Source organism: Arthrobacter sp. 01T428, assembly GCF_056398685.1.
On sequence record NZ_JBFTPW010000003.1, the window covers coordinates 1 to 24,904 of the forward strand.

At 64.6% G+C, this 24,904-nt stretch carries 21 protein-coding genes and 1 pseudogene; 5 read left to right on the forward strand and 17 right to left on the reverse strand.

Features of this window, described 5'->3' with window-relative positions:
• The 3 genes from AC1DJB_RS05335 to AC1DJB_RS05345 form a co-directional block, all read right to left on the reverse strand.
• Positions 1–875 (reverse strand): ABC transporter permease (locus tag AC1DJB_RS05335; protein ID WP_476910012.1); only part of this gene is annotated, 875 nt, incomplete at its 3' end.
• Between the two features lie 64 nt (positions 876–939).
• A complete protein-coding gene (locus AC1DJB_RS05340; RefSeq protein ID WP_284989657.1) occupies positions 940–1,935 on the reverse strand; it encodes a substrate-binding domain-containing protein in 996 nt (331 codons plus the stop codon).
• 171 nt (positions 1,936–2,106) lie between these two features.
• Positions 2,107–3,117 (reverse strand): LacI family DNA-binding transcriptional regulator, encoded by a 1,011-nt coding sequence (locus AC1DJB_RS05345; RefSeq protein ID WP_441432776.1) that lies wholly within the window; start codon positions 3,115–3,117, stop codon positions 2,107–2,109.
• Positions 3,118–3,272: 155 nt separating this feature from the next.
• Here AC1DJB_RS05345 and AC1DJB_RS05350 point away from each other — a divergent pair, with 155 nt between their 5' ends.
• The 4 genes from AC1DJB_RS05350 (at position 3,273) to AC1DJB_RS05365 (ending at position 7,670) form a co-directional block, all read left to right on the forward strand.
• On the forward strand, positions 3,273–4,451 hold the full coding sequence (locus AC1DJB_RS05350; protein ID WP_306962934.1) for a Gfo/Idh/MocA family protein: 1,179 nt from the start codon (positions 3,273–3,275) through the stop codon (positions 4,449–4,451).
• Positions 4,448–5,467 (forward strand): sugar phosphate isomerase/epimerase family protein, encoded by a 1,020-nt coding sequence (locus AC1DJB_RS05355; protein WP_441432775.1) that lies wholly within the window; start codon positions 4,448–4,450, stop codon positions 5,465–5,467. Before AC1DJB_RS05350 ends, AC1DJB_RS05355 begins: the two co-directional genes overlap by 4 nt.
• 167 nt (positions 5,468–5,634) lie before the next feature.
• Positions 5,635–6,015, forward strand: coding sequence for an ArsR/SmtB family transcription factor (locus AC1DJB_RS05360; protein WP_284989653.1), 381 nt, complete (start codon positions 5,635–5,637; stop codon positions 6,013–6,015).
• Entirely contained in the window at positions 6,012–7,670 is a 1,659-nt protein-coding gene (locus tag AC1DJB_RS05365; protein ID WP_476910013.1) for a SulP family inorganic anion transporter, read from the forward strand. The genes AC1DJB_RS05360 and AC1DJB_RS05365 overlap by 4 nt, the downstream gene beginning before the upstream one ends.
• A 22-nt stretch (positions 7,671–7,692) precedes the next feature.
• Here the strand turns inward: AC1DJB_RS05365 and AC1DJB_RS05370 are convergent, their stop codons facing one another.
• The 13 genes and pseudogenes from AC1DJB_RS05370 to AC1DJB_RS05430 form a co-directional block, all read right to left on the reverse strand.
• The gene (locus AC1DJB_RS05370; RefSeq protein ID WP_441432773.1) at positions 7,693–8,565 is read right to left on the reverse strand and encodes a sugar phosphate isomerase/epimerase family protein; all 873 of its coding nucleotides are present in this window, start codon (positions 8,563–8,565) and stop codon (positions 7,693–7,695) included.
• An 8-nt stretch (positions 8,566–8,573) separates the two neighbouring features.
• Positions 8,574–9,587, reverse strand: coding sequence for a Gfo/Idh/MocA family protein (locus tag AC1DJB_RS05375; RefSeq protein WP_284989650.1), 1,014 nt, complete (start codon positions 9,585–9,587; stop codon positions 8,574–8,576).
• Positions 9,588–9,625: 38 nt separating this feature from the next.
• Complete coding sequence (locus tag AC1DJB_RS05380) at positions 9,626–10,537, reverse strand: sugar phosphate isomerase/epimerase family protein (RefSeq protein ID WP_476910014.1); 912 nt, start codon at positions 10,535–10,537, stop codon at positions 9,626–9,628.
• Positions 10,538–10,652: 115 nt separating this feature from the next.
• Positions 10,653–12,164: a CoA-acylating methylmalonate-semialdehyde dehydrogenase gene (locus AC1DJB_RS05385; RefSeq protein WP_441432771.1), complete on the reverse strand. Its 1,512-nt coding sequence runs from the start codon at positions 12,162–12,164 to the stop codon at positions 10,653–10,655.
• A gap of 44 nt (positions 12,165–12,208) precedes the next feature.
• A complete protein-coding gene (gene iolD, locus AC1DJB_RS05390) occupies positions 12,209–14,137 on the reverse strand; it encodes a 3D-(3,5/4)-trihydroxycyclohexane-1,2-dione acylhydrolase (decyclizing) (protein ID WP_476910061.1) in 1,929 nt (642 codons plus the stop codon).
• Positions 14,138–14,157: 20 nt separating this feature from the next.
• Positions 14,158–15,087, reverse strand: coding sequence for a Cgl0159 family (beta/alpha)8-fold protein (locus tag AC1DJB_RS05395; protein ID WP_307052785.1), 930 nt, complete (start codon positions 15,085–15,087; stop codon positions 14,158–14,160).
• Complete coding sequence (gene iolC / locus AC1DJB_RS05400) at positions 15,084–16,109, reverse strand: 5-dehydro-2-deoxygluconokinase (RefSeq protein WP_441432770.1); 1,026 nt, start codon at positions 16,107–16,109, stop codon at positions 15,084–15,086. Before iolC ends, AC1DJB_RS05395 begins: the two co-directional genes overlap by 4 nt.
• 209 nt (positions 16,110–16,318) lie before the next feature.
• Positions 16,319–16,723 carry a tautomerase family protein gene (locus AC1DJB_RS05405; RefSeq protein ID WP_441432784.1) on the reverse strand — a complete coding sequence of 135 codons (405 nt, stop codon included), beginning with the start codon at positions 16,721–16,723 and terminating at the stop codon, positions 16,319–16,321.
• 299 nt (positions 16,724–17,022) lie between these two features.
• A complete protein-coding gene (gene sucD / locus AC1DJB_RS05410) occupies positions 17,023–17,925 on the reverse strand; it encodes a succinate--CoA ligase subunit alpha (RefSeq protein WP_284989645.1) in 903 nt (300 codons plus the stop codon).
• Between the two features lie 13 nt (positions 17,926–17,938).
• Positions 17,939–19,108, reverse strand: a complete 1,170-nt coding sequence (gene sucC, locus AC1DJB_RS05415; protein ID WP_284989644.1) for an ADP-forming succinate--CoA ligase subunit beta — start codon at positions 19,106–19,108, stop codon at positions 17,939–17,941.
• A 250-nt stretch (positions 19,109–19,358) separates the two neighbouring features.
• Positions 19,359–21,905 carry a DNA helicase PcrA gene (gene pcrA, locus AC1DJB_RS05420; RefSeq protein ID WP_441432769.1) on the reverse strand — a complete coding sequence of 849 codons (2,547 nt, stop codon included), beginning with the start codon at positions 21,903–21,905 and terminating at the stop codon, positions 19,359–19,361.
• 153 nt (positions 21,906–22,058) lie between these two features.
• Positions 22,059–22,229: pseudogene (locus AC1DJB_RS05425) on the reverse strand (UDP-N-acetylglucosamine 2-epimerase); the annotation flags it as partial.
• A 66-nt stretch (positions 22,230–22,295) separates the two neighbouring features.
• Positions 22,296–23,138: an inositol monophosphatase family protein gene (locus AC1DJB_RS05430; RefSeq protein WP_284989642.1), complete on the reverse strand. Its 843-nt coding sequence runs from the start codon at positions 23,136–23,138 to the stop codon at positions 22,296–22,298.
• A gap of 33 nt (positions 23,139–23,171) precedes the next feature.
• Between AC1DJB_RS05430 and AC1DJB_RS05435 the strand changes: the two genes are divergently transcribed.
• Positions 23,172–23,798, forward strand: a complete 627-nt coding sequence (locus AC1DJB_RS05435; protein ID WP_284989641.1) for a hypothetical protein — start codon at positions 23,172–23,174, stop codon at positions 23,796–23,798.
• Positions 23,799–23,861: 63 nt separating this feature from the next.
• On the opposite strand, the gene AC1DJB_RS05440 is transcribed toward AC1DJB_RS05435, so the two are convergent.
• Positions 23,862–24,887, reverse strand: coding sequence for a hypothetical protein (locus tag AC1DJB_RS05440; RefSeq protein ID WP_332601700.1), 1,026 nt, complete (start codon positions 24,885–24,887; stop codon positions 23,862–23,864).
• Positions 24,888–24,904 lie beyond the last annotated feature (17 nt).

Sequence of the window (24,904 nt, forward strand, 5' to 3'; positions counted from 1 at the left end):
AGGCAGCCGCCGATCACCGCGGCAATGATGTACAGGAACTCGTTGCCCACGCCCTCACCGGACTGCACCGCGTCGAACGCGAAGAGGTTGTGCATGCCCAGGACCCAGCCGCAGAACCCCACCGCCATGAACAAGCCGATCTTGGTCTTGGTCACCGGGACACCCACCGCACGGGCAGCGTTCGCGTCCCCGCCGGCGGCGAAGATCCAGTTGCCCACCTTCGTGCGCAGCAGCACCCAGGACGCGATCGCGACCAGGATGATCCAGAAGAACACCGTGATCTTCACCTCGACCCCGCCGATGCTGACCGACGACGCGAACACCGCATGCGCCGACTCGAACCCGTCCAGCTTGGAAATCGACGGCGAGGACACGGACCCGCCAATCAGCCGGGTCAGGGCCAGGTTCAGGCCCGTGAGCATCAGGAACGTCGCGAGCGTCACGATGAAGGACGGCAGCTTCGTCTTGACCAGGATCCAGCCGTTGATGAAACCGATGCCGAGCGAAACGACGAGCGCCAGCACGACGCCGACCCACGCGTTCAGCGAGAAGTTCCAGCTGAACAGCGAGGCAGTCAGGGCCGAGGAAATCACGGCTACACCGGTGGAAAGGTCGAACTCGCCGCCGATCATCAACAGCGACACCCCCACCGCCATGATCCCGATCGTCGAAGAACCATACAGCACGGTCGCGAGCGCGTTCGGCTGCGTGAACGTCTGGGACACCGAAGCGAAGAAAATGAAGAGAACAACGGCCCCCACGAGGGCGCCGACTTCAGGCCTGCCCAGAAACTTCTGGACCGGGCTCCGGCGTCCGATCCGCTCATCGCCGGGGGCCGAAGCCGGTGCCGGCGGCAGGGTTGCTGTGTTTGCCATAGGAAGAACTCCTTGTTGGTCAGGCCGCGCGGCGGTCACCCGCCGCGCGGCCAGAATCCTGGATCTAGCGGACGCCCTGCTGGGCGAATTTGAGGACGTCGGAAGCGTTGGACTTGTCCACGATGGTGGGACCGGTCAGAACGGGCTGGCCGCCGCCGAGCTTGAAGCCGCCGCGCTTGGCCTGCCACAGGGAGTCAACGGACATGTAGCCCTGGAGCCACGGCTGCTGGTCCACGGTGAAGATCACAGAGCCGTCCACGATTTTCTGGGCGAGGTCCGCGTTCAGGTCGAAGCTGGCCACCTTTGCAGAGCTGCTGGCGTCCGTGACGGACTTGAGGAGCGTGAGGGTGATCGGCGCGCCCAAGCCGATGATGACATCTGCATCCTTGGCTGCCTGGAGCTTCGCAGTAGCGGTGGACTGGACCGCAGTCATGTCCTTGCCATCGACGTAAAGGATTTCCGTTCCAGGCACTTTCGCCTTGACACCGGCACACCGTGCCTCAAGGCCAACGTGGCCTTGCTGCTGGATCACGCAGACCGGGTGTTTGAAGCCTTGCGATGCAAGCTTGGTTCCGACGGCCTCGCCAGCGAGCTTCTCGTTCGAGCCGAAGTGGGTGAACGCGCCGAGCTGTGCCGAGACGCCTTCGCCGGCGTTGAGGCTCACTACGGGGATACCGGCATCGGTTGCTTTCTTAAGGACGTCCTTGAGGGCATCCGGCGTGGCGAGCGTGACGGCTATACCGTCAACCTTTTGGTCGATAGCCTGCTGCACGAGCTGGGCCTGGCGGCCAGCTTCGGGGTCGCTTGTGTACAGGAGGTCAACATTGTCCTTCGCGGACGCTTCCTCAGCGCCCTTACGGACGATATCCCAGAATGTATCGCCTGCCGCCGCGTGGGTGATGAGGGCGACTTTCATACGCGGAGTGCTGACGGCTTGACCGCCGCCGGCGGCGTTACCGCTGTCAGCTGGCTTCCCGCCCGTGCTGGAACAAGCGCTTAGAGCCATCATCGGAACGACGGCCGCAACGAGTGCCGCCTTCCGCCAGGAAAACTTCTTCACGATTTATCTCCTTTGATTGGGGTTGTGGCCCTGCCACTCTGCAGGAGCTCAAAGCCCTCTACACAGATCATGGTGACTCGCCTCACAGATGTCAATACTTTGTCCTGACATTAGGATGTTTTTACGTGAGATGGTCACGTGATCTCCCGGGGAACACCGTTCAGATCGGGGCTACGGGGCGGGCCGAGACGTGGTGCTTCGCACCACCAGGACGGGATCAATCAGGGTGCGCTCGGGCTTGATGGCGGGGTCTTCAATCCTGGCGAGCAGCCTGTGCGCAGCATTAATGCCGACAACGTCGCTTCGGTTGTCGACGGAAGTGATGTCCAAGTACCTCGACTTGGCCAGCGGGGAATTGTCGTAGCCGATCACAGAAATGTCGTTGGGCACGCGAAGGCCCCTGGCCTTGAGGACGGCGAAGGCGCCCACGGCCATGGTGTCGTTGGCCGCGAAGATCGCGGTGGTGTCCGGATGGTGGTCCAGCAGCCAGGAGGCGCCGGCGTAGCCATCTTCCTCCGAAGTACCTTGGGACTCGGCAATCAGGAGTTCGACGCCGGCTGCCTGGATCTGCCGCCGGAAACCGGCGCGCCGATGGGCTGACGCGCCGTCGGACCCTGAGAGATGGCCGATGCGGGTGTGGCCCAGCTCCAGCAAGTGGCTCGCGGCCAGGCCGCCTCCGCCGTCGTCGTCGTTGGTAATGAGGTCGGCGCCGCTCGGCACCCCCATGCGCCATCCGGCCACCACCGTGGGTACCCAGGTCCGCGCCAGCATAGGCTCGCTCGGTTCCGCCGCGATCACCAGCGCATCAATGTGCATGGCGAGGAGGCCGTCCGTGGCTTCTTTGATGCGGTGCTCGCCGGGCCGGGAGTCGGCCAGCATGACGTGGTATCCGAGATCGGAGAGGACGGATTCCATACCCCTCAGCAGGTCCACGAACCAGAGGTTCCGGTAGTCGTCGATCACCAGGCCGATGCTCTTGGTCCGATTGCTCGCGAGGGTTGTCGCGGCCCGGCTGGGCCGGTAGCCCAACTCCGATATTGCGGCCTGGACGGCTTCGCGGCGCTTGTCACTGACCCTCGCCGGCGCTTGGAGGACCAAGGACACCAACGACGGCGAGACGCCGGCTAGCTTGGCAACGTCATAGATGGTGGGGCGGCGGGTTTTTGGACTGCTGGCACTCATGGTTCGGGAACCTTTCTCCTCTGCTGTCAAGGGTATTCCCAAGACATTGACAGGACATACTCACATGATTACGCTGTAAGTCCAGTGCTAAATTGTAGCGCTCCAAAATGCCCCGGTGTGCTCGACACCCAGGCTGAATTTCGAAGGAGAAATCAATGGCTGAGAGCCTAGGGGTCGCCGTCATCGGCGCAGGAATGGCCGGCAAGGCACACGCGGCGGCCTACCGCACAGCGTCTGCCCTTTACAGCCCCGTGCTTCCGCCGGTGCGCCTCGTGTCGATCGGCGACGTGAACCCGGAGTTCGGGTCCCTCGCTGCCCGGCGTTTCGGCTACGAACGCAATGACACCTCATGGCAGGCGATCGCGGAAGCGGACGATATCGACGTCGTGAGTGTCGTCATCGCGAACTCTCTTCACCGCGAGGTGGTCGAGGGACTCCTGGCCGCAGGGAAGCACGTCCTCTGCGAGAAGCCGCTGAGCGACTCGATCGAGGACGCCCGGGCCATGGCGGACGCAGCCCGCAACGCTTCCAGCATCGCGCGCATCGGCTTCACGTTCCGCCGCACACCGGGCATCGCCTACATCCGCGACTTGATCCGCACCGGCGTCCTCGGCAAGGTGCTGCACTTCAGCGGCCGCTACTGGACCGACTACGGCTTCAGCCCTTCCGCTCCCATGAGCTGGCGCTACAAGGGGGGTCCCGGCTCCGGTGCGCTGGCCGACGTCGGAAGCCACCTGGCCTATGTCTCCGAGTTCCTGTGCGGCGACATCACGTCCATCAGCGGCGGTCGCCTGAGCACCGTCATCGACAAGCGCCCTGTGCCCCTTGGCGCCGTCATGGGCCACGACCACGCCGCTGTCAGCGACACCTTCGAGGCCGTAGAGAACGACGACTACGCTGCTTTCAACGCAGCATTCGAGAACGGCGCGGGCAGCTTCGAAGTGTCCCGCGTTGCAGCCGGCCACGCCAACAGCCTCAACTTCGAAGTGTTCTGCGAAAACGGTGCGGCGAAGTTCGACCAGCGCCGCCCCTCCGAAATCCAGCTCTTCCTCAACGATGGCTCCGGCAACGAGAACGGCTACCGCCAGGTCATCCTCGGCCCGGGCCACCCCTACATCGCCGGCGGCCTCGCCATGGACGCCCCCGAAGTGGGCTTCGGGCAGAACGACGCCTTCGGTTACCAGGCCCGGGCGTTCCTCGAGGAGGTCGCCGGACTTCCGGAATCCGAGTCACTCCCCCGCTGCGCCACGTTCGACGAAGGCGTCCGCAACATGGAACTGCTCGGCGCCGTCACCGAATCCGCACTCAACAACGGAAAGACCATCACGCTATGAAACTCGGCGTCTACAACGCAATCCTGCACGACAGGCCGCTTCCCGAGGCCTTGAAGGTCATCGCGGACCTGGGTCTGACGGGCATCGAGATCAACACCGGCGGCTTCCTCCCCGCGGTCCACGTCCCCACCTTCGACGACATTCTTGTCTCGGATGCCGCCCGCGACGACTACCTCGCGATCTTCGAGGGGACCGGCGTCGCGATCGCAGGACTGAACTGCAACGGCAACCCCTTGCACCCCAAGCGCGAGATCGGCGAGAAGCATGCCGAGGACATCCGCCGTTCCATCCGGCTTGCAGAGCGCCTCGGCCAGAACCGGGTAGTGACCATGTCCGGCGTGCCCGGGGGCGAGCCGGGAGCCACCACGGTCAACTGGGTCGTCAACGCCTGGAACTCGGCGGCCCTGGACGTGCTGGACTACCAGTGGGACATCGCAGCGAAGTTCTGGCGCGAGACAGACCGCCTGGCCGCTGGGTATGGCGTCAAGGTAGCCCTCGAACTGCACCCGCAGAACATCGTGTTCAACTCCGCAGATGTCCACAAGCTCATCGAACTCACGGGCGCCACCCACGTCGGCGTCGAACTGGATGCCTCGCACCTGTTCTGGCAGCAGATGGATCCGGTAGCCGTGGTCCGCGAACTCGGACCCCTGGTCTTCCAGGCAGCCGCGAAAGACGTGCGCATCAACACCGCGAACGCAGCCCTCTACGGGGTGCTCGACAACAGCTTCCGCCGGCTCTCCCCGGAGGAAAGCCGCACCAACCTCGGCGGCGACGAATGGGCCAACGGGTGGCCCAAGAACTCCGCGTGGGACTTCGTTGCCCTCGGCCGCGGGCACGACACCGCCTACTGGACCGAGTTCCTGCGTGCCCTCTATGAAGTGGACCCGAACATGCTGGTCAACATCGAGCACGAAGACACTTCCCTCGGCCGGATCGAAGGACTCGAAGTGGCAGCCAAGGTCCTGCGGGATGCCGACGCAGCGCTGGAAGCGTCGCTGGAGGTGACGGCGTAGGGGGTTCCTCGCTAGCCGGTTCACCGAACCACAGAGGAGGGCCTCATCCGAGATGGGGCCCTCTTGTGTTGGCCTGCAGGGCTCTCTATTCCCACCCTTGTTACACTGGATGATGAATCCATAAAATAGTCAAGCAAAGACTCGTGGTGTGGGCCAGGGAGGCAATCATGGAAGAGTTCGCGGATTTCCGGGCACCGCTATACGAGGTGAAGGCCAATCTGTTCAAGGGGCTGGCCCACCCGGTCAGGATCCGGGTACTGGAGCTGCTGTCGGCCGCGCCCGAAGTGTCAGTGACTGAGCTTCTGGCCGCAACGGGCCTGGAGGCCTCGCACCTGTCCCAGCATCTGTCGGTGCTGCGCCGATACCACCTCGTCAAGGGAGAGCGACGGGCGCTGCAGATGTTCTACACCCTGGCCTACCCACAAGTCGCGGAACTCCTCTCCGTCGCCAGACTGCTGCTCAACGACATTCTGCACACCACCCGGGCGCAGCTTGAGTCCTCGGAAGCGACTGCATCCGCGTCAGCCGCAGCGGCCAGCACCCGGTGAAGCTACTGGTCGCGGTCCGAGCCTTGCTGCCCGGGCGGCAGGATTACGCGCTATTGCCCGGTACCTGGAAAGGAGACTTGATTGCCGGGGTCACGGTCGGCATCGTCGCGCTGCCGCTGGCCCTGGCATTTGGTGTCAGCTCCGGCGCGGGTGCGGCCAGCGGATTGATCACCGCGGTGATCGCCGGCGTGATCGCGGCCGTCTTCGGTGGTTCCAACATCCAGGTCTCCGGACCCACCGGCGCCATGGTCGTGGTTCTGGGCCCGGTCATCGCCGCCCACGGGCTCGGGGCGCTGGCCGCGGTCTCGGTCCTTGCCGGGGTGATAGTGGTGGCCGCGGGGCTACTCAAACTCGGGCGGGTCGTGACGCTCCTGCCCTGGCCGGTGATCGAGGGCTTCACCGTCGGAATCGCGGTGATCATCTTCCTCCAGCAGGTCCCTGCCGCGTTCGGCACCAAGCCGGGCCCCAGCAGCAACGCCGTCATCTCTGCCGCCCAGGCCATCGGCACCGTGTCCCCTGCCTCGTTCCTTGCGCCGGTTGCCGTGGTGGCTCTGGTGGCGGTGATCATGATTGCGTCACCGCGGATCCACCCCCGGATCCCGGGCTCGCTCATCGCGATCATCATTGCCACTGTGGCCGCACAGTTCCTCGACCCGCCTGTGACCCGGATCGGTGCGCTGCCCGATTCCCTGCCGGCCCCGATGATCCCCTCCCTGGACCTGGGGACGATCACCGCGCTGGCCGGGTCCGCGGCTACGATCGCGGCCCTGGCCGCGATCGAGTCACTGCTCTCTGCACGGGTCGGAGCGTCGATCTCGGATACCGGCCCCTATGACGCGGACCGTGAGCTCCTGGGCCAGGGCCTCGCGTCCGTCGCGTCCGGATTCTTCGGCGGCATGCCGGCCACTGGTGCCATCGCCCGCACAGCGGTCAACATTCGTTCCGGGGGCAGGACACGCCTTGCCGCCATTACCCATGCGCTGGTCCTGCTTGCCGTGGTGTACCTGGCCACCGGCCCGGTTTCCGGCATCCCCCTTGCTGCCTTGGCCGGGGTCCTGATGGTCACCGCGACTCGCATGGTCTCCCTCAAGACGCTGCGCAGCGTGATCGGATCGACCCGCGCCGACACGGTCGTGTTCTTCGTCACCGCACTGATCACCGTTTCCTTCGACCTGATCGAGGCCGTGGAGATCGGGATCGCCGTCGCTGCATTCTTCGCCTTGCGTGCTTTGGTCCGGTCCAGCGGTGTGCACCGGGAAGAAATCCCCGGCCCGGTCCACGAAGGGGACGAGCACATCGCCGTGTTCCGGCTCGACGGGGCACTATTCTTCGCCGCTGCCGAGCGCGTCCTGGAGCGGGTCAGCGCCATCCGGAACGTCGACGTCGTGATCATCCGCATGTCGCAGCTGCAGATCCTGGACGCAACCGGTGCCAGAACCATCACAGACATCGTCCAGGCCCTGGAACGCCGCGGAATCACCGTGCTGATCAAAGGGATCCAGGAACGCCACCTTCGGCTCGTCACCCAGGTGGGGGTCCTGGACTCCCTTCGCCACCACAACCACCTCTTCACCGAACTGGGCCCAGCCGTCGAACACGCCCGAAGCCACGTCGCCCGCGCCGCCAGCGCACGCAACCCCGGCAAGACCCCGTAAACCGGTCCAGCCGCGGCCCCCCTTATTGGACCTTCGCGATGTATTTGCCCATGGTCTCCAGCTGGTAGCGGGACACCTCGTTGGCATTGTCGTCCTCGGCGAAGACGCTGGACACCATGACCGTGTTGTCCTTGTCCAGGAAGCCGATTTCCTTGAGTCCGCCGAAGAACTCGTCCCAGTTGACGTCGCCGTCGCCGATCTTGAGGTGCTGGTGGACGCGCACGGCGTTTCCCGGCGGGTTGGTGATGTAGCGCAGCCCGTGGGAGGCGTGGTGGTCCATGGTGTCGGACACGTGGACCAAGCGCAGCTTGTCCCCCGCGGCCCGCATGATGTCGAGCGGCTTGTTGCCCATGTGGAACGTGTGGGAGGCAACGTAGACCATACCGATGTTGGGCGAATTCACGCCACGGATGACACGCAGCGCGGCGAGTCCGTCCTCCACGAAGTCGTCCGGGTGCGGGTCGATGAGGACGTCCAGGCCTTCGCGCTCGATTATCGGCAGCAGCTCTTCCATGGAACGGTAGAAGGCCCTTTCGGACTCCTCCGCCTTTTCCGGGCGGCCGCTGAATTCGGTATTCATCGTCTGCACGCCAAGATCGACCGTGATCCGGATGGCGCGCTTCCAGTAACGGACAGCGGCCTCGCGAGCGTCTTCGTCGGGTCCGGACCAACGCAGCACCGGGAGCACCGAGGCGATCTCGACGTCGGCGTCCTTGCAGGCTTTCTTCAGCTGGCCCACAAGTTCGTCGTCGGCCTTCGGGTGGTTGAAGAACGGGATGAAGTCCGCGTGCGGGGTCAGCTGGAGGTACTTGTAGCCGAGGTCGGCGGCCAGCCGCGGAAACTCCAGCAGGCCGTGGCTGTGGTGGAACGGGGTGGGATCGAGGGCAATCTTCATGGCCACTCCTACTTGTACAGCTCAGGCTTGGTGTTGAGCTGTACCGCGACCTTCTCGCCCGACTTCTGGGCCTCAACGCCGGCTTCGCAGCACGCAGCGGTGGCATAGCCGTCCCAGGCGGTGGGGCCGCCGATTTCGCCGCGGCGGGCGGCGTCAACCCAAGCCTGGACCTCGACGTCGTACGCGGCACCGAAGCGCTCTTCGAAGCCGGGCGTGACCTTGCCGCCCCAGCGGCCCGCGCTGCGGACGTAAGGACCGCCGTCGCCACCGATGCTCACGATGCCGTCCTCGAAGGAGGCCTGGGTGGCCACTTCGTAGCCGAACTTCGCGTTCACATAGATTTCGACGTCGGCCAGGACGCCGGACTCGGTCTCGATCAGGACGTGCTGGGGATCGTGCTGGCCGTTCGGGGCGTTGCGCGTCGCCTTGCCCAGGCGGACCTGCACGGAGGTGATTTCCTCACCGGTGAAGAAGCGGATGGCATCGAATTCGTGGACCACGGAGTCGTTGATGAGCATCTCGTTGGTGAAGCCCTGAGGAGTGTCCGGGTTGCGGTGCTGGTGGTGGAGCATGAGCAGCTCGCCGAGTTCACGATCGCGGATCACGGAACCCAAGGCGGCGTATTCGGCGTCGAAGCGGCGCATGAAGCCCACCTGGATGCGCTTGTGGCCGGTTGCCGTTTCGGCCTGGACAACCTTCCACGCGCTCTCGGCATCCGGGGTGAGCGGCTTCTCGCAGAGGATCGGGAAGTCCTTCTCCAGTGCCTTGTACAGGATTTCCTCGTGCAGGAAACCGGGCGTCGCGATCAGCACGGCGTTGACGTCGCCGTTGTTGAGGGCATCATCGGCGCTGGCGAGGGCGACGGCGCCGTCGATCCCTGCGATGGCGGCCTGCGCACGGGCGAGGTCGACGTCGACGACGGCGGCCACCTCGGCGCCGTGGATGCGGGTGCTGAGCCGCTTGATGTGGTCGGCGCCCATGCGGCCTGCGCCGATGACGGCCACGCGGAGAATGTCAGTCATTGTTTCTGTCCTTGGTTGTTTGTGCTTGAGAGGCAGCGTTAGTTGACAGTCGTGCGGGAGCCGCACGAGAGCAGGTAGTTTCGGGTGCGCTTGGCGATGGGCATCGGGACGTCGAAGGCCACGGGGTACATGTCCTGTTCCACAATGCCAAAGATCGGGCGGTTAAGTCCTTCAACGGCTTCGATGACGGCGCGAAGATCCGGCAGTCCGTTCGGCAGTTCGGTCATGACGCCCGCCAGGTTGGCTGCCGCCCAGGTCATGTTTTCCTCATTGACCTTCTTCAGGACATCCGGGTTGATCTGCTTCAGGTGCAAGTAGCCGATGCGGTCCGGGTAATTCTTGATCAGTTCCAGGCTGGAGGCTCCGCAGTATTCCGCGTGCCCGGTGTCCAGGCACAGGTTCAGGTACTGGGGATCGGTCTCGGCGAGCAGGTGCTCGATATCCGACTGGGCGCCGACGTGGGAATCTGCGTGGGAGTGGAATTGCTGCTTGAGGCCGAAGTCTTCCAGCAACACCTTGCCCATGCGGTTGTGGCCGGCGAACAGATCGTTCCACTGATCCTGGGACAGCTCCCCGCTCTCCACGGCCTCGCCGGTGACGTCGTCGCGCCACATCGCCGGAATGACCACGATGTGTTCGCCGCCCATGGCTGCAGTCAGCTCAGCCACCTTGCGTGCCGGCTCCCAGGCTTCCTCGTACTGTGCGGCACCGCGATGGAAGGCCGTGAAGACCGTTCCCGCCGTGACCTTGAGGTCACGCTGCTTGAGCTCCTCGGCGAGGCGGGCAGGGTCGTTCGGCAAGTATCCGTAGGGGCCCAGCTCGATCCACTTGTAGCCGGACTCAGCCACTTCGTCCAGGAAGCGTTCCCACGGGGTCTGCTTGGGGTCATCCGCGAACCAGACGCCCCAGGAGTCCGGGGCCGTGCCGATGATGAGTTTGTTCTCTGTCATTGCTCAATCCTTAACGTTGATTGCTCCCCACCGGGGGCCGCAGCCCAACTAACTCGCATTTGTTGTCGTTATGAGGGCCCAAAACGACATCTATTGCGAGTCAGTTGGGTGGCGACTAGTTGGAGGGGAAGTTGTAGGAGGCGCCGGAGGCGTGGGTGGGTTCGGGCCAGCGGGAGGTGATGACCTTGCCGCGGGTGTAGAAGGAGACGCCTTCGGGTCCGTAGATGTGCTTGTCGCCGAAGAGCGAGGCTTTCCAGCCGCCGAAGGAGTGGTAGGCCACGGGTACCGGCAAGGGGACATTGATGCCGACCATGCCCACGGTGACGGAGCGCTGGAACGTGCGGGCGTTGGCGCCGGAGGAGGTGAAGATCGCGGTGCCGTTGCCGTAAGGGTTGGAGTTGATCAGCTTGATGCCTTCATCGAGGTCCTCGACGCGGACGACGACGAGGACGGGTCCGAAGATTTCCTCGGTGTAGGCGGTCATTTCGGTCTTGACGTGGTCGATCACGGTGGGGCCGACCCAGAAGCCTTCTTCGTGGCCGGGGACCACCAAATCGCGGCCGTCCACGACCATCGCCGCGCCCGCGGCTTCGGCTTCGGTGACGATCCGCACGATGCGTTCCTTGGAAGCCGGGGTGATGACGGGGCCCATCTCGGCGTCGGGCTCGGTGCCGTTCTTGACCTTCACGGCCAGCGCACGTTCTTCGACCTTCTTGACGAGCAGCTCTGCGGCGTCGCCGACGGCGACCGCGACCGAGATGGCCATGCAGCGTTCCCCGGCGGACCCGAACGCGGCGGCGGCCAGGTGGTCCGCGGCATTGTCCAGGTCGGCGTCGGGCATGATGATCGCGTGGTTCTTCGCACCGCCCAAGGCCTGCACCCGCTTGCCGTGCTTGGTGGCGGTTTCGTGGACGTACTGGGCGATCGGGGTGGAGCCGACGAAGGAGATCCCGTCCACGTCCGGGTGGGTCAGCAGCCCGTCGACGGTTTCCTTGTCCCCGTGCAGGACCTGGAACACACCGTCGGGCAGCCCGGCCTGCTTCCACAGCTTCGCCAGCAGCATCGAGGCGGAGGGATCCCGCTCCGAGGGCTTGAGGATGAAGGCGTTGCCGGTGGCGATCGCCATCGGCGCCATCCAGAGCGGGACCATGACGGGGAAGTTGAACGGGGTGATGCCGGCGACGACGCCGAGGGGCTCGCGGAAGGAGAACACGTCGATGCCGGTGGAGACCTGGTCCGAGTAGTCGCCCTTGAGCAGGGTCGGGATACCGCAGGCGAACTCGATCACTTCGAGGCCCCGGCCGATCTCGCCCTTCGCGTCGGAGATGACCTTGCCGTGCTCGGCCGTGACCAGGGCGGCGAGCTCGTCCACGTGGGCAGCGACGAGTTCGCGGAACGTGAACAGCACGGCCGTGCGCTTGGCCAGGGAGAAATCGCCCCACTTCTCGGCCGCGGCCTTGGCTGCGGCAACGGTGGCGTCCAGGTCCGCCCGGTTCGCGAGCCGCAGCTGAGCGGTCACGGCGCCGGTGGCCGGGTTGTAGACCGGCTGGCTCCGGTCGCCTTCGCCGGCGGTTTCTACACCGTTGATGAAATGCTTGATGGTGGTCAGTGTGGTCGTCGTCGACATGTGCGGACTTCCTTGTCTGGTGCTTGAAGAGAGCTTGAGGGGGTCTAGCCGAGCAGCTTGCGCTGGCGGTTCTTGTGGTCTGTGTACGTCTGGTAGGCCTGCTGGGTGGATTCGAGTTCGGAGACCTGCGAAACGGGAACGTCCCACCAGGATTCGGAGCTCGGGGCGTCCAGCAGGGGGTCCGATTCGACGTGGATCACGATCGGTCCGCTGTCTTCCGGTGCTGCTTTCGCGTCGCGGATAGCTTGTTCGAGTTCGGCGATGACCTTCTCCCCCGGTTCGATCCGGATGACTTTCGCGCCGAGGGACTCGGCGTTGAGGGCCAGGTCGATGGGCAGGTTCTCGCCGGCGTCGAAGGAGTGTTGTTCCTTGTCCAGGACGCGGTACTGGGTGCCGAAGCGCTGCGAGCCCAGCGACTCGGAAAGCGAGCCGATCGAGGCGTAGCCGTGGTTCTGGATAAGGACCACGATCAGTTTGATGCGTTCGGCGACGGCGGTGACCAGTTCGGTGTGCATCATCAGGTAGGAGCCGTCCCCCACCATGACCACGACGTCGCGATCCTTGCCGTCTGCGCCGGCCTCGGCCAGGGCCGCGCGCTTGACGCCCAAGCCGCCGGGGATCTCGTAACCCATGCACGAGTAGGCATATTCGACGTGGTAACCGAACGGATCCCGGACACGCCACATCTTGTGCAGGTCGCCCGGCAGGGAGCCGGCGGCGCAGATGACGACGTCCTGCTCATCCATGGCCCGGTTGGTGGCGCCGATGATCTCGTTCTGGGCCGGCAGCGGGGTGTGCCGGGTATCGAAGGCTTCATCCACGATGCCGTTCCAGCGCTTCTTCTCGGCCGCGATCGTTTGCTCGAGGTCCGCGCCGACACGGTAGCCGCCGAGGGCTGCGTTGAGCTTGACGAGGGCCTTGCGGGCATCGGCGACGATCGGCAGTACGGTGCCGTGCTTGTACGCGTCGATCGCGGCCACGTTGATGTTGACGAACTTCACGTCGGGGTTCTGGAAAGCAGTGCGCGACGCCGTCGTGAAGTCCTCGTAACGGGTACCGATTCCGATGATCAAGTCAGCTTCGGCCGCGATGGCGTTCGCCGCCGTCGTGCCCGTGGAGCCGATGGCTCCGAGCGAGAACTTGTGGTCCCACGGAAGGACGCCGACGCCGGCCTGGGTGTTACCCACCGGGATTCCGGTCAGTTCGGCGAACGTGGCGAGTTCCTCGTTCGCGAAGGCGTACAGGACGCCGCCGCCGGCGATGATCAAAGGGCGCTTCGCGGCACGGATGGCCTCGGCGGCGCGGCGGATGTCGTCGTCGTCGGCCTCGGGGCGGCGGATCCGCCACTCACGCTCGGCGAGGAATTCCTCTGGGACATCCAAGGCTTCGGCCTGGACGTCCTGCGGCAGCGAAATGGTGACCGCGCCGGTCTCGGCCGGGTCCGTCAGGACGCGCAGGCCATGGTGGAAGGCCGAGAACAACTGCTCGGGCCGGGACACCCGGTCGAAGAACTTGGACAGCGGACGGAAGGCGTCGTTGACCGTGATGTCGTAGGCGTACGGCAGCTCGAGCTGCTGCAGCACCGGGTCCGCGGCCCGGGTGGCGAAGGTGTCGGACGGCAGCAGCAGGACAGGCAGCCGGTTGGTGGTGGCCAGCGCCGCGCCGGTCAGCAGGTTCGAGGAACCCGGGCCGATCGAGGTGCTGATCGCGAACGTCTGGCGGCGGCGGGTGTGCCGGGCGTAGCCGACAGCCTGGTGCGCCTGGGCCTGCTCGTTGCGGCCCTGGTAATACGGCATGATGCTCGGATCGAGCTGCTGGTACTGCTTGAGGGCCTGCCCCACACCGGCGACGTTGCCGTGTCCGAAGATCCCGAAGGTGCCCGGGATCAGGCGTTCCCGGTACTCGCTCCCGCCGACGGTGTCCACCGTGTACTGCTTGGACAGGAACTCGACAACCGCCTGGGCGACCGTCATTCTGCGCGTTGACATTACTCTTACTCCGATACTTTCGCAGGTGTCTTCAGCAGCTCTGGCGTCTTCAAGAGCGAGGCGGCGGTGGCAACGGCCCCGGCCACGTCCCCGTCGGCCGGATACAAAAGGGTCCGGCCCACGGTCAATCCCTGGACTCCCGGCAGGGCAAGGGCGGCCTGCCAGCTGGCGAAGACCTCGTCCTGGCCCGCATCCGGGTCCCCACCCAACAGGACCGTGGGCAGCGTGGTGGCCGCCATGACGCGTTCCATCTCGGCCACGACAGGCAGCTTCATCCACGTGTAGGCGCTCGTCGAGCCCAGTCCTTCGGCAATCGCGATCGACTTGATCACGGCATCCGGGGAAAGGTCGTTGCGGACCCTGCCGTTCGCCTCCCGGACAGACAGGAAAGGCTCCACCATGGCGATCAGCTTGCGCGCGGCGAGGGAGTCGACGGCTTTGGCCGTGGCTTCCAGGATGTTGGCGGTGTCCGGGTCCCCGAGGCAGATCCGGGTCAGCATCTTCCCGCCGTCGGCGCCCAGGGCGTCCAGGGCCGCTGCGGTATGGCCCGTGAAACGGTCGTCGATCTCGTTGACCAGTCCGGCCAGCCCGCCTCGGTTCATCGAACCGAAGACAAGCTTGCCCTCAAGTGCCCCCAGCAGGAGCAGGTCGTCCATGATGTCCGGGCTCGCGAGCACACCGTCGACGGCGGGATTCGCCAAAGCGATCTGCAAGCGGTCCAGTAGTTCCCGGCGGTCAGCCATGGCCACCGGGTCCGAGCCGACGGAGAGGGCGCCGCGGGCCGGGTGGTCGGCCGCGACGATGAAGTTCTGGGTCCCGTACTTCAGCCCCGGGTGGCGGCGACGTGCGGCGGCGGCGCGGGCAACGGCGTCGGGATCTTCAAGCCGGATGGCACTCAGGTGCTCGTAACGGCGGGGGTCGTCATTGAAGCTCAACGTGTTGCTCCTTCGGAAACTGGCGCGTGGGAAGCTGCTGCGTCGGTGCCGGCGGGCGTCAGGCGGCCGCGTTCGGCGAGCAACGAGGTGACCTCCTCCGGCGTCGGCATCGCGTCCGCGCACGAGAGGCGTGAGGCGACAATCGCGCCGGCGGCGTTCGCGTAGTCCAGGACCTGGGCCAAAGGCCAGCCGGACAACAATCCGTGGCAGAAGGCCCCGCCGAAGGAGTCGCCCGCGCCCAGGCCGTTGACGGTCTCCACCGGGACCGGCGCGGAAACGACGCGTTCGGTACGGGTCTTGGCCATGACGCCTTCGGGGCCGAGCTTGACGACCGCGATCTCGACGCCGGCCGCGAGGAGGCGATCAGCCTGCTCGTCCGGGGTTCCTTCACCTACGGCGACAGCGCATTCCTTGTCGTTGCCGATGGCCACCGTGACGTGCGGCAGGATCTTGGCGACCTCGGCCCGGGCCTCGTCCTCGGAAGCCCAGAACATCGGCCGGTAGTCCAGGTCCAGGATGGTGTATTGGCTCTCTTTGAGTCCGGTGCGGGGGCGCGCTTCGTGGGCCGCGAGGTGGGCCGAGCGGCTCGGTTCCTGGCAGAGACCGGTCACGGTGGACCAGAAGATGCCGGCGTCCTTGATGGCCTCCAGGTCCAGTTCCTCGGCCTTGATCTGCAGGTCCGGCGCCGTCGGGAAACGGCCGTAGAAATAGAGCGGGAAATCGTGCGGAGGCTGGATCGCGCAGAACGTGGCCGGGGTCTGAAGGCCCGGCACCGGGGTGACGAACACGTCGTCGACCTTGAACTTGCGCAGTTCGCGGTGCAGGTAAATGCCGAAGGGGTCATCACCGGTGCGCGTAATCACGCCGGATCGGCGGCCGTGGCGGGCGGCGGCGACGGCCACGTTGGACGGCGAGCCGCCCAGATACTTACCGAAGGACTGCACGTCCTCCAGTCCCACACCGATGTCGTTCGGGTAGATATCAACGCTGATGCGCCCGATGGTGAGCAGTTCGTGGGTCACGGTGATCGCGGACCTTTCTGTAGTGAACTCTTCTTGCGGGACGGTGAGAGCTCCAGTGCTTTTGCCGGCCCGCAGTGAGCGGGGCCACAACCACTACTTTGCACCAGAATTCATGTCCTGTCAAAGGTTTGTACTGACATATTTACAACGAAACGTAATGGCCTAAACTGCGCAGTGATATGGACCTAAATCCGCTCCAAACGCCCGAGTTACGGCGCGGGAACGGCAAGCTCGCCAGTGACATACTGGGCCCTGCCGAAGCCAAAGGACCAGTCATCGGCAGTGTTTTCGACGTACCCCAGGAAGACATCCTCCCCAGGGACGCCGATCTCGCCGAGCCGGGCGGCGATCGCAGCGAACAAGGACTGCTTGGCTTCGCGACTTCGACCGACCTGGGTGAAGATCTGGATCATGACCACGCCGGAACTTCGCTCGAAGCCGAGTCCGGCATCCTGCGCAACGATCTGGCCCACGGGATGCTCGGTGATGATGTGGAAGTAGTCGCGCTCGGGGATGCCGTACTCGGCAAGGATGGCATCATGAATTCGCCGACTGAGTTCGCCGAGCTGCTCCGGCGTGCGGCCTTCGTTGACGTCAATGCGGACGAGGGGCATCTGCTCTCCTTTGATAGTTTGTCCTGACATACTAACAAACTATCGAATCGCGCCACAAGCTCTAGCGACAATGACGCCCCTCCCCACCGACGCCCGCTCACCTATATGGCCTTAACCGCCAACGCTCGCTCACTAGAGGTGGGCGAGCGTTGGGCGAAAAGCCTTCAAAGGTGAGCGAGCGTCGGTGCCGACCCGCCCGGACCCCAACGGTTAAACAACGACGGCGCCCGTCACCTTCACGTGGAAGGTGACGGGCGCCGCCGTACTTCAATCGCGCGGAAACCCTGCGCGGGGCATTGCTAGAGGGCTGCGAAGACCTCGCGGAGGAGCTTGGCGGTCTCGGACGGCGTCTTGCCGACCTTCACGCCTGCAGCTTCGAGAGCTTCCTTCTTGGCCTGTGCCGTACCCGCGGAACCGGAGACGATGGCGCCTGCGTGGCCCATGGTCTTGCCCTCGGGGGCGGTGAAGCCTGCAACGTAGCCGACAACCGGCTTGGTGACGTTTGCCTTGATGAAGTCGGCTGCGCGCTCTTCGGCGTCGCCACCGATTTCGCCGATCATGACGATTGCCTTGGTCTCCGGGTCAGCCTCGAACGCGGCCAGGGCGTCGATGTGCGTGGTGCCGATGACGGGGTCGCCACCGATGCCGATCGCGGTGGAGAAACCGAGGTCGCGCAGTTCGTACATCATCTGGTAGGTCAAGGTACCGGACTTGGAGACCAAGCCGATGGGGCCCTTGCCCGTGATGTTTGCCGGGGTGATGCCAACCAGGGCTTCGCCCGGGGTGATGATGCCGGGGCAGTTCGGGCCGATGATGCGGGTGATCTGCTTGCCGTCAGCGTCCACCGTGGCCTGGGCGAGTGCCCAGAACTCGGCGGAGTCCTGAACCGGCACGCCTTCGGTGATGACAACAACCAGGCCGATTCCTGCTTCGATGGCTTCAACTACGGCGGCCTTGGTGAATGCCGGCGGAACGAAGACGATCGAGACGTCGGCGCCGGTCTCCGCAATGGCTTCCTTGACGGTGCCGAAGACGGTGATTTCCTTGTTGCCGTGCAGCACCGTGGTGCCGGCCTTGCGGGCGTTGACGCCGCCGACGATGTTGGTGCCGGCCTTGAGCATCAGGGCGGTGTGCTTGGTGCCTTCGCCGCCGGTGATGCCCTGGACGATGACCTTGGAGTCCTTGTTGAGGTAGATAGACATAGTCTTGCGTCCCTTACTTCGCTGCGTTGGCGAGCTCGGCGGCCTTGTCGGCGCCCTCGTCCATGGTGGCTGCCAGGGTAACCAGCGGGTGGTTGGCCTCGGCCAGGATGCGGCGGCCCTCTTCGACGTTGTTGCCATCGAGGCGGACAACCAGCGGCTTGTTGGCATTGGAGCCAAGCTCGGCCAGTGCACCGACGATGCCCTTTGCCACAGCGTCGCACGCGGTGATGCCACCGAAGACGTTCACGAATACGCTCTTGACCTGCTCGTCACCAAGGATGACGTCCAGGCCAGCGGCCATGACCTCAGCGGAAGCTCCACCGCCGATGTCCAGGAAGTTGGCCGGCTTGACGTTGCCGTGGTTCTCGCCTGCGTAAGCGACGACGTCGAGGGTGGACATCACAAGACCGGCGCCGTTGCCGATGATGCCGACCGAGCCGTCAAGCTTCACGTAGTTGAGGTCCTGAGCCTTGGCCTTGGCCTCGAGCGGGTCGGCTGCGTCCTTGTCCTCAAGTTCACCGTGGTGAACGTGGCGGAAGCCGGCGTTCTCGTCGAGCGAGACCTTGCCGTCAAGGGCAACGATGTCGCCAGCGCCGGTCTTGACCAAGGGGTTCACCTCAACAAGGGTTGCATCTTCCTTCTTGAAGACGTCCCAGAGCTTCAGGATGACGGAAGCAACCTTGCCACGCAGTTCTTCGGAGAAACCGGCAGCGGCGACGATTTCGTCGGCCTTGGCCTGGTCGATACCGACGGCGGGATCGATGGCGACCTTGGCGAGGGCCTCGGGGCGCTCAACAGCAAGCTGCTCGATTTCCATGCCGCCTTCAACCGAGCACATGGCCAGGTAGTTGCGGTTGGCCCGGTCCAGCAGGACGGAGAAGTAGTATTCCTCAGCAATGTCGGCGCCCTGGGCGATCATGACCTTGTTGACGGTGTGGCCCTTGATGTCCATGCCAAGGATGTTGGTGGCGTGTTCAAGCGCTTCGTCAGCGGACTTTGCGACCTTGACACCGCCGGCCTTGCCACGGCCACCGACCTTTACCTGCGCCTTGACGACGGTTACGCCGCCGATGCTCTCGGCAGCAGCCTTTGCTTCTTCAGGAGTGTGCGCCACGATGCCGGCGAGCACGGGTACACCGTGCGCTTCGAACATATCGCGCGCCTGATATTCAAACAGGTCCACGGTTTAGTGTCCTTCTACGTCGAAGTAGTTTCTGTACAGCCGGAAACCACGGTGACCGCGAAAACCGGCTGCGGATAGGTGCGCATCGAACGGCTGCCAAGCAGCCGGTCACATTGCGCAAGTTCCTCTCGAACTTTAGCCCCCCGGGGAGGCCAGCCGGTTCTACAGTACCTGTTAAGTGAGTAAGCACACACTTCTATCGACCGTAGAAAAACCCCTATATGACGCGGTTTTCCGGCTTCAAGAGCCGCTACGAATCCAGTTTGGTCAGCGGCGCGTAACGCAAGAGCAGCCGTTTCTCGCCGACGTCGAACTTCACCTTCGCCACGGTCTTGTCCCCGGCGCCTTCGACGCCGATCACGGTGCCGTTGCCGAAGCTCGTGTGGTTCACTTTGTCCCCCACGACGACGGCGACCACTTCCTTTTGCGGCTGGACACGATTGCGTACGACGGCGGCCGGCACGTCCGCGTTGAAGCCCGCCGTATCGCTGGCTGCGGCCCCGCGCGAGGTTCCGGCACCCCAGAAGGAGCCCCCGTAACGCCCGGAACCGATGGGGGCGTTCCCCCAGCCGCTCATTTGGCGGGAGGTGCCCTCGCGTTTCCACTCCACGAGACCGGTAGGGATCTCCTCGAGGAACTGGCTGGCAGGGTTGTATTGGCTCTGGCCCCACATGCTGCGAACTTCCGAGCGGGTCACGTAAAGGCGCTTCCGTGCACGGGTGAGGCCCACATAGGCCAGGCGACGCTCTTCCGCCAGTTCCTTGGGATCGGTTGCGGACCGCTGATGCGGGAAAAGTCCGTGTTCCATACCGGTCAGGAAGACAACGGGGAATTCCAAGCCCTTGGCCGTGTGGAGCGTCATGAGCGTGACGACGCCCATCCGCTTGGCCTCTGCGACGGCGGCGGCTGCGTCCTCGGAGGATCCTTCGGGAGCGTCCGGGATCTGGTCGGCGTCGGCTACGAGGGAGACTTGCTCCAGGAATTCACCCAGTGAGCCTTCGGGGTTGTCGCGCTCGTATTCCCGCACCACCGCCACGAGTTCGGCGAGGTTTTCCACGCGGGATTCGTCCTGCGGATCGGTGCTGGCGCGGAGCCCGGCAAGGTACCCGGTCTGTTCCAGTACTGCTTCCAAAGCTGCCGCAGCCCCGGAACCCGAAGCCACTTCGGCCAGGTCATCCAGGAGTTTCACAAAGCCTAGGACCGCGTTCACGGAGCGGGTGGCCATGCCGGGAGCCTGGTCCGCCTTGCGCGCCGCAGTCATGAACGACGTGCGTTCGCGCTCGGCGAGCGCCGCGACGGCGCCTTCGGCACGATCACCGATTCCCCGCTTGGGTTCGTTGAGGACGCGACGCAAATTGACGTCGTCGTCCGGGTTCACCAGGACGCGAAGGTACGCGAGGGCGTCCTTGATTTCCTTGCGCTCGTAGAAGCGGGTGCCGCCCACCACTTTGTACGGCAGTCCGACGCGGACCAGGACGTCTTCAATGGAGCGGGACTGGGCGTTGGTGCGGTAGAAAATGGCGACGTCGCCGGGACGCAGGCCTTCCTCGTCCTGGAGCCGGTCAATCTCCTTGGCGATGAACTGGGCTTCGTCGTGCTCGTTCTCGCCTACGTAGCCGATGATCTTCTCGCCGTCGCCCTCGGCCGTCCAGAGTTTCTTGTCCGGGCGGTTGGGGTTGCGCGAAATAACGGAGTTCGCCGCGCTCAGGATGTTCTGGGTGGAGCGGTAGTTCTGCTCCAACTTGATGGTGCGGGCTTCCGGGTAGTCCTTCTCGAATTCGACGATGTTGCGGATGTCCGCACCGCGGAACGCGTAGATGGATTGGTCGGAGTCGCCGACGACGGTCAGCTCGCTCGCCTGAGGACCCTCACCGACGATTTCGCGGACCAATGCGTACTGTGCGTGGTTGGTGTCCTGGTATTCGTCCACGAGGACGTGGCGGAATCGACGGCGGTAGGACTCCGCGAGCGCGGGGAAGGCCCGGAACATGTAGACGGTCTGCGCAATGAGGTCGTCGAAGTCCATGGCGTTGGCCTGGCGCAAGCGCTGGGTGTAGCCCTTGAAGACCTCGGCAACGGCTTGTTCGAAGGGTTCGTTGTAGTTGGCGCTTGAGGCGAACGCGTCGTCATCGATGAGCTCGTTCTTGAGGGCCGAGATCTTGTGCTGGATCGCTTTGGGCGCGAACTTTTTGGGATCGAGGTCCAGGTTCTTCGCTACGAGCGTGATGAGCCGCAGGGAGTCTGCGGAATCGTAGATGGAGAAGTTGGAGTTCAGCCCCACGTTGGTAGCTTCACGGCGCAGGATACGCACGCAGGAGGAGTGGAACGTCGAGATCCACATGGACTTGGCACGGGCACCCACCAGGGCTTCGATGCGTTCCCGCATTTCCGCGGCCGCCTTGTTGGTGAAGGTGATAGCCAGGATCTCGCCGTGATGGGCCCGCCTGGTGGCGATCAGGTACGCAATGCGGTTCGACAGCACGCGGGTTTTGCCCGAACCGGCCCCGGCCACGATCAGCAAAGGGCTGCCGGCATGTTTGACGGCTTCCTCCTGCTGGGGGTTCAACCCTTCGAGCAACGCCTCCGCAGACGGCAGGCCCGAGTGGCCGCCGTCTTGCCCACCGCCGGGCTTGCCGGCCCAGGACGCACCCCCACCGGGCGCACTACCACCGGGCGCACTACCACCGGGCGCAGCGCCGCTTCCGGCGCGTGAAAGCATGGCCGGAGCGGCTTTGGTGGCAGCTCGGCTTGCCGCTTTGAAGGGGCCATCAGCGTACGGGTCAAACAACATATCCATGGTGTTTACCAGTCTAGGCGGTGGCCCTGACACTGATGGACCCGCATGTCCTTCCCCGGGCTGCGTCAAAAAAGTGTTCGGTCGGAAAATACCGCGGCTCCGAAGTGCCCTCCCAATCATGCTTCTTGGGAGCTACGAGTTCGTTGGGTCGCCGGCTTCCTCTGAAAAGGTTGAATTCAGGTTGCCGCTGCGCAGTCCGGCCTTGAGGTGGACCACCGGAATTCCCTGGTAGAACGCCGCCAGCCCCGCGGCATGCTGCCCGGTCACTGCTACTGGCGCCTTGTAACGGCCGGTTGCACGCAAGGCCTGGACCAGCGGCGCCATCTTGATGGCCTCCGGACGGGTCCCGTAAACGAGCAGGACAGTGCGGTTGCCAAGGGAGGCGCATCCTCAAGCGAATTGCGGCACCGAGGTGAGCGCCGCACGCAACTCCCGGACCGCCGTCGGGCCCCCCGCGAGGAACCAGTCCAGGCCGTTGACGCGCACGACGTCGGTGTCCCCGCCGGCCGCGCGGACGATCGCCTTGCCGGGGAGCCAGTCCCACTCGGGGCAGCTGTGTTGGAACCAGCAGCCCAGTTCGCCGTCGGCCACCCGGCCGAGATCGCAAGAGCCGGAACCGAACATGCGCAATGAAGCTGCCGACACCGCTGCAGCATGCCAGGGCATGGCGGCTCGGGGATCGGCGAGCCACGTGGGGTGGATGTAGGTCGCGGCACCGAGTTCACTTAGGGCAGCACCCGACGGTCCCGGAATCCGTTCGTCGTTGAGGGTCGCGGGATGCCCTTCGCCGCCGGTCCAAAGCTTGTCGAGCTCCGGTTGATAGATGGCCCCGAGAATGACGTCGGCATCCGAGGCGGTCCCGGGTGATGCCGTGCCCTCGCGTTTCAAGGCGATCGCGGAGCACCAATAGGTGGAGCCGTGCAGGAAATTGTAGGTACCGTCCACGGGATCGATCACCCAGGTGCGGCCGCTTCTTCCAGCCACCGAGCTTCCTTCTTCACCCAGGATGCCGTCGTCGGGGCGGCAACGGCGCAGTTGCTCAAGGACGTAGGCCTCGGCCGCATGGTCCGCGGCGGTCACCACGTCCGAAACCGAGGTCTTCCGTTCGCCTTGCAGGCCGCCCATCCGCATCAGCAGGGCAAGCTGCCCGGCTTCCCGGACCAGGGCGGCAGCGAGTTCGTAGTCGTCGAGCGATGGATCAAGTTCTGTGGCGGAGTGCCTGCCAGTGGTCATGGGTCCAGCTTATGTGGCGGGATAATGAATGACATGGCCAAGACCCCAGCCCAACGCATCAAGAAGCACGGCGCCAATGCCGCTCTCCCCCAGCACCACTTGCCGTCGGTGATCAATCCCACCACCCAGCGGTCGCCCGAGAAGGCCCAGAACAACGGCCGCCTCATAGTGATTGCCGGGGTCGTGGCCAGCCTTTTCCTGTTTTGGTATGTGCACCTGCTGACCCTGAACCAGATGACCCAGTTGTCCGGCGGCATGGCCATGCCCGATTCCCTCATCGGCGGGTTCTCCACCGATTACGTCCACCAATTGCATGGCGCCATGACGGACGACGCCCGCGGACAGCTCAGCTACATCCACAAGACCGCCGGAACCCTGTTTCCGCTGATCTTCGGTTTCACCTGGCTTCTGCTCATCGGCACCAATGTGGCCGGAAAGGCACTGCGCTGGACGCTGTGGGCTGCTCCCCTGCTGTTCGCCGTGGTCCGTTTGTGGAGCAACGTGGCGGTGGACGCCGCGCTGGGATCGGCAACGCCCGACGCCGGCCAGGTGGCTTTGGCTTCCACGCTCACCGTTGTGGGCTGGGTACTGTTCCTGCTGAGCCTTGCGGCCGGCGGCGCGGCTGTGTTTGTGGGGCGGCGGCGTTCGAAGAGCGCCTAGCAGAAGCGCCGAACGCAGCCAACGCCCGCACGCGCTAACCCGGCCCAGAATCGGGCCTCCGAATCAGGCCCCCGGCTCAAGCATCTCCCGGGCTTGGAGGGCACGCTGGTGGGCGCCGGCTTTCTCGAAGCGATCGGCCGCTTCGACCAGGCTTTCTTTCGCCGCCTGCTTGTTCCCGGTACCGGCTTGGGCCCGCGCCATCAAGAGGAATACCTCGCCTGCCATCTGCGCGGGCAGTTGGTCAGCGCTGCGACTGATTTCGTTCAGCAGCTCAAGCGCCGCCCCGGCGTCTCCTGCCAGGTAGTTCCAATGCGCGCGGTTGAGGCGAAGCAGGAGAATTTCCTCTTCGCTGCCGCCGACGACATCCGTGGCAAGCTCCGCCCGTTCAATGCACCGAAGGGTGGCCGCATCGGCCACTTCAGCGGCCAGCCTCATCGCGGCCGAGGCTTTGTTGAACTTGGCCCAGACATCAAGGTTCCGCGAAGGGGAAAAGGTTTCCGCGGCAAGCTCATGGTAGTGGAGGCCTTCAGCTACCTTGTCGCAGAGGAACGCCACATTCCCGATGACCCAGTACGCCTTGCCGGCCAACTGGTCATCCATTTCATCAGAAATTCTCGCCGAGAGGGACAGGCACTCCTCCCACGCCTCCTCCAGTTTGCCGGACTCGCCAAACGCGGCGATCAGTGCCTGCCGCGCATGGACGTCGATTTCCATGTCTGCGTCATCATCGACCAGTCCAACTGCCGACGCCGCAGCCGAGGTGGCCATCTCCAACAGCCCTTCGCCCCGAAGGGAGTTCGCCATCAAGATGAGTGCCCGGGCCCGGTGCTGGGGTGAGGCCTCAGCCAACGATGCCTCGGAAAGGGATCTCGCCAGCGCAGTGCTGGCAGCGAAATCACCTGCGTCGAGAAGATTCTCTGCTTGAAGGAAAGTCATGTTCCACCATCCGGCGGAATCGCCCTCATCGAGGGCAATATCGGCGGCCGAGCGCGCACCATCGGCAGCCTTGGCGAAGTCATGGCTGGCCCGGTGACCCCTCGCTTGCAGTTCCGCAGCGGCGTACGACGGCGCAACCTTCTTTTCTCCCATGGCTCCATTATGTCCCT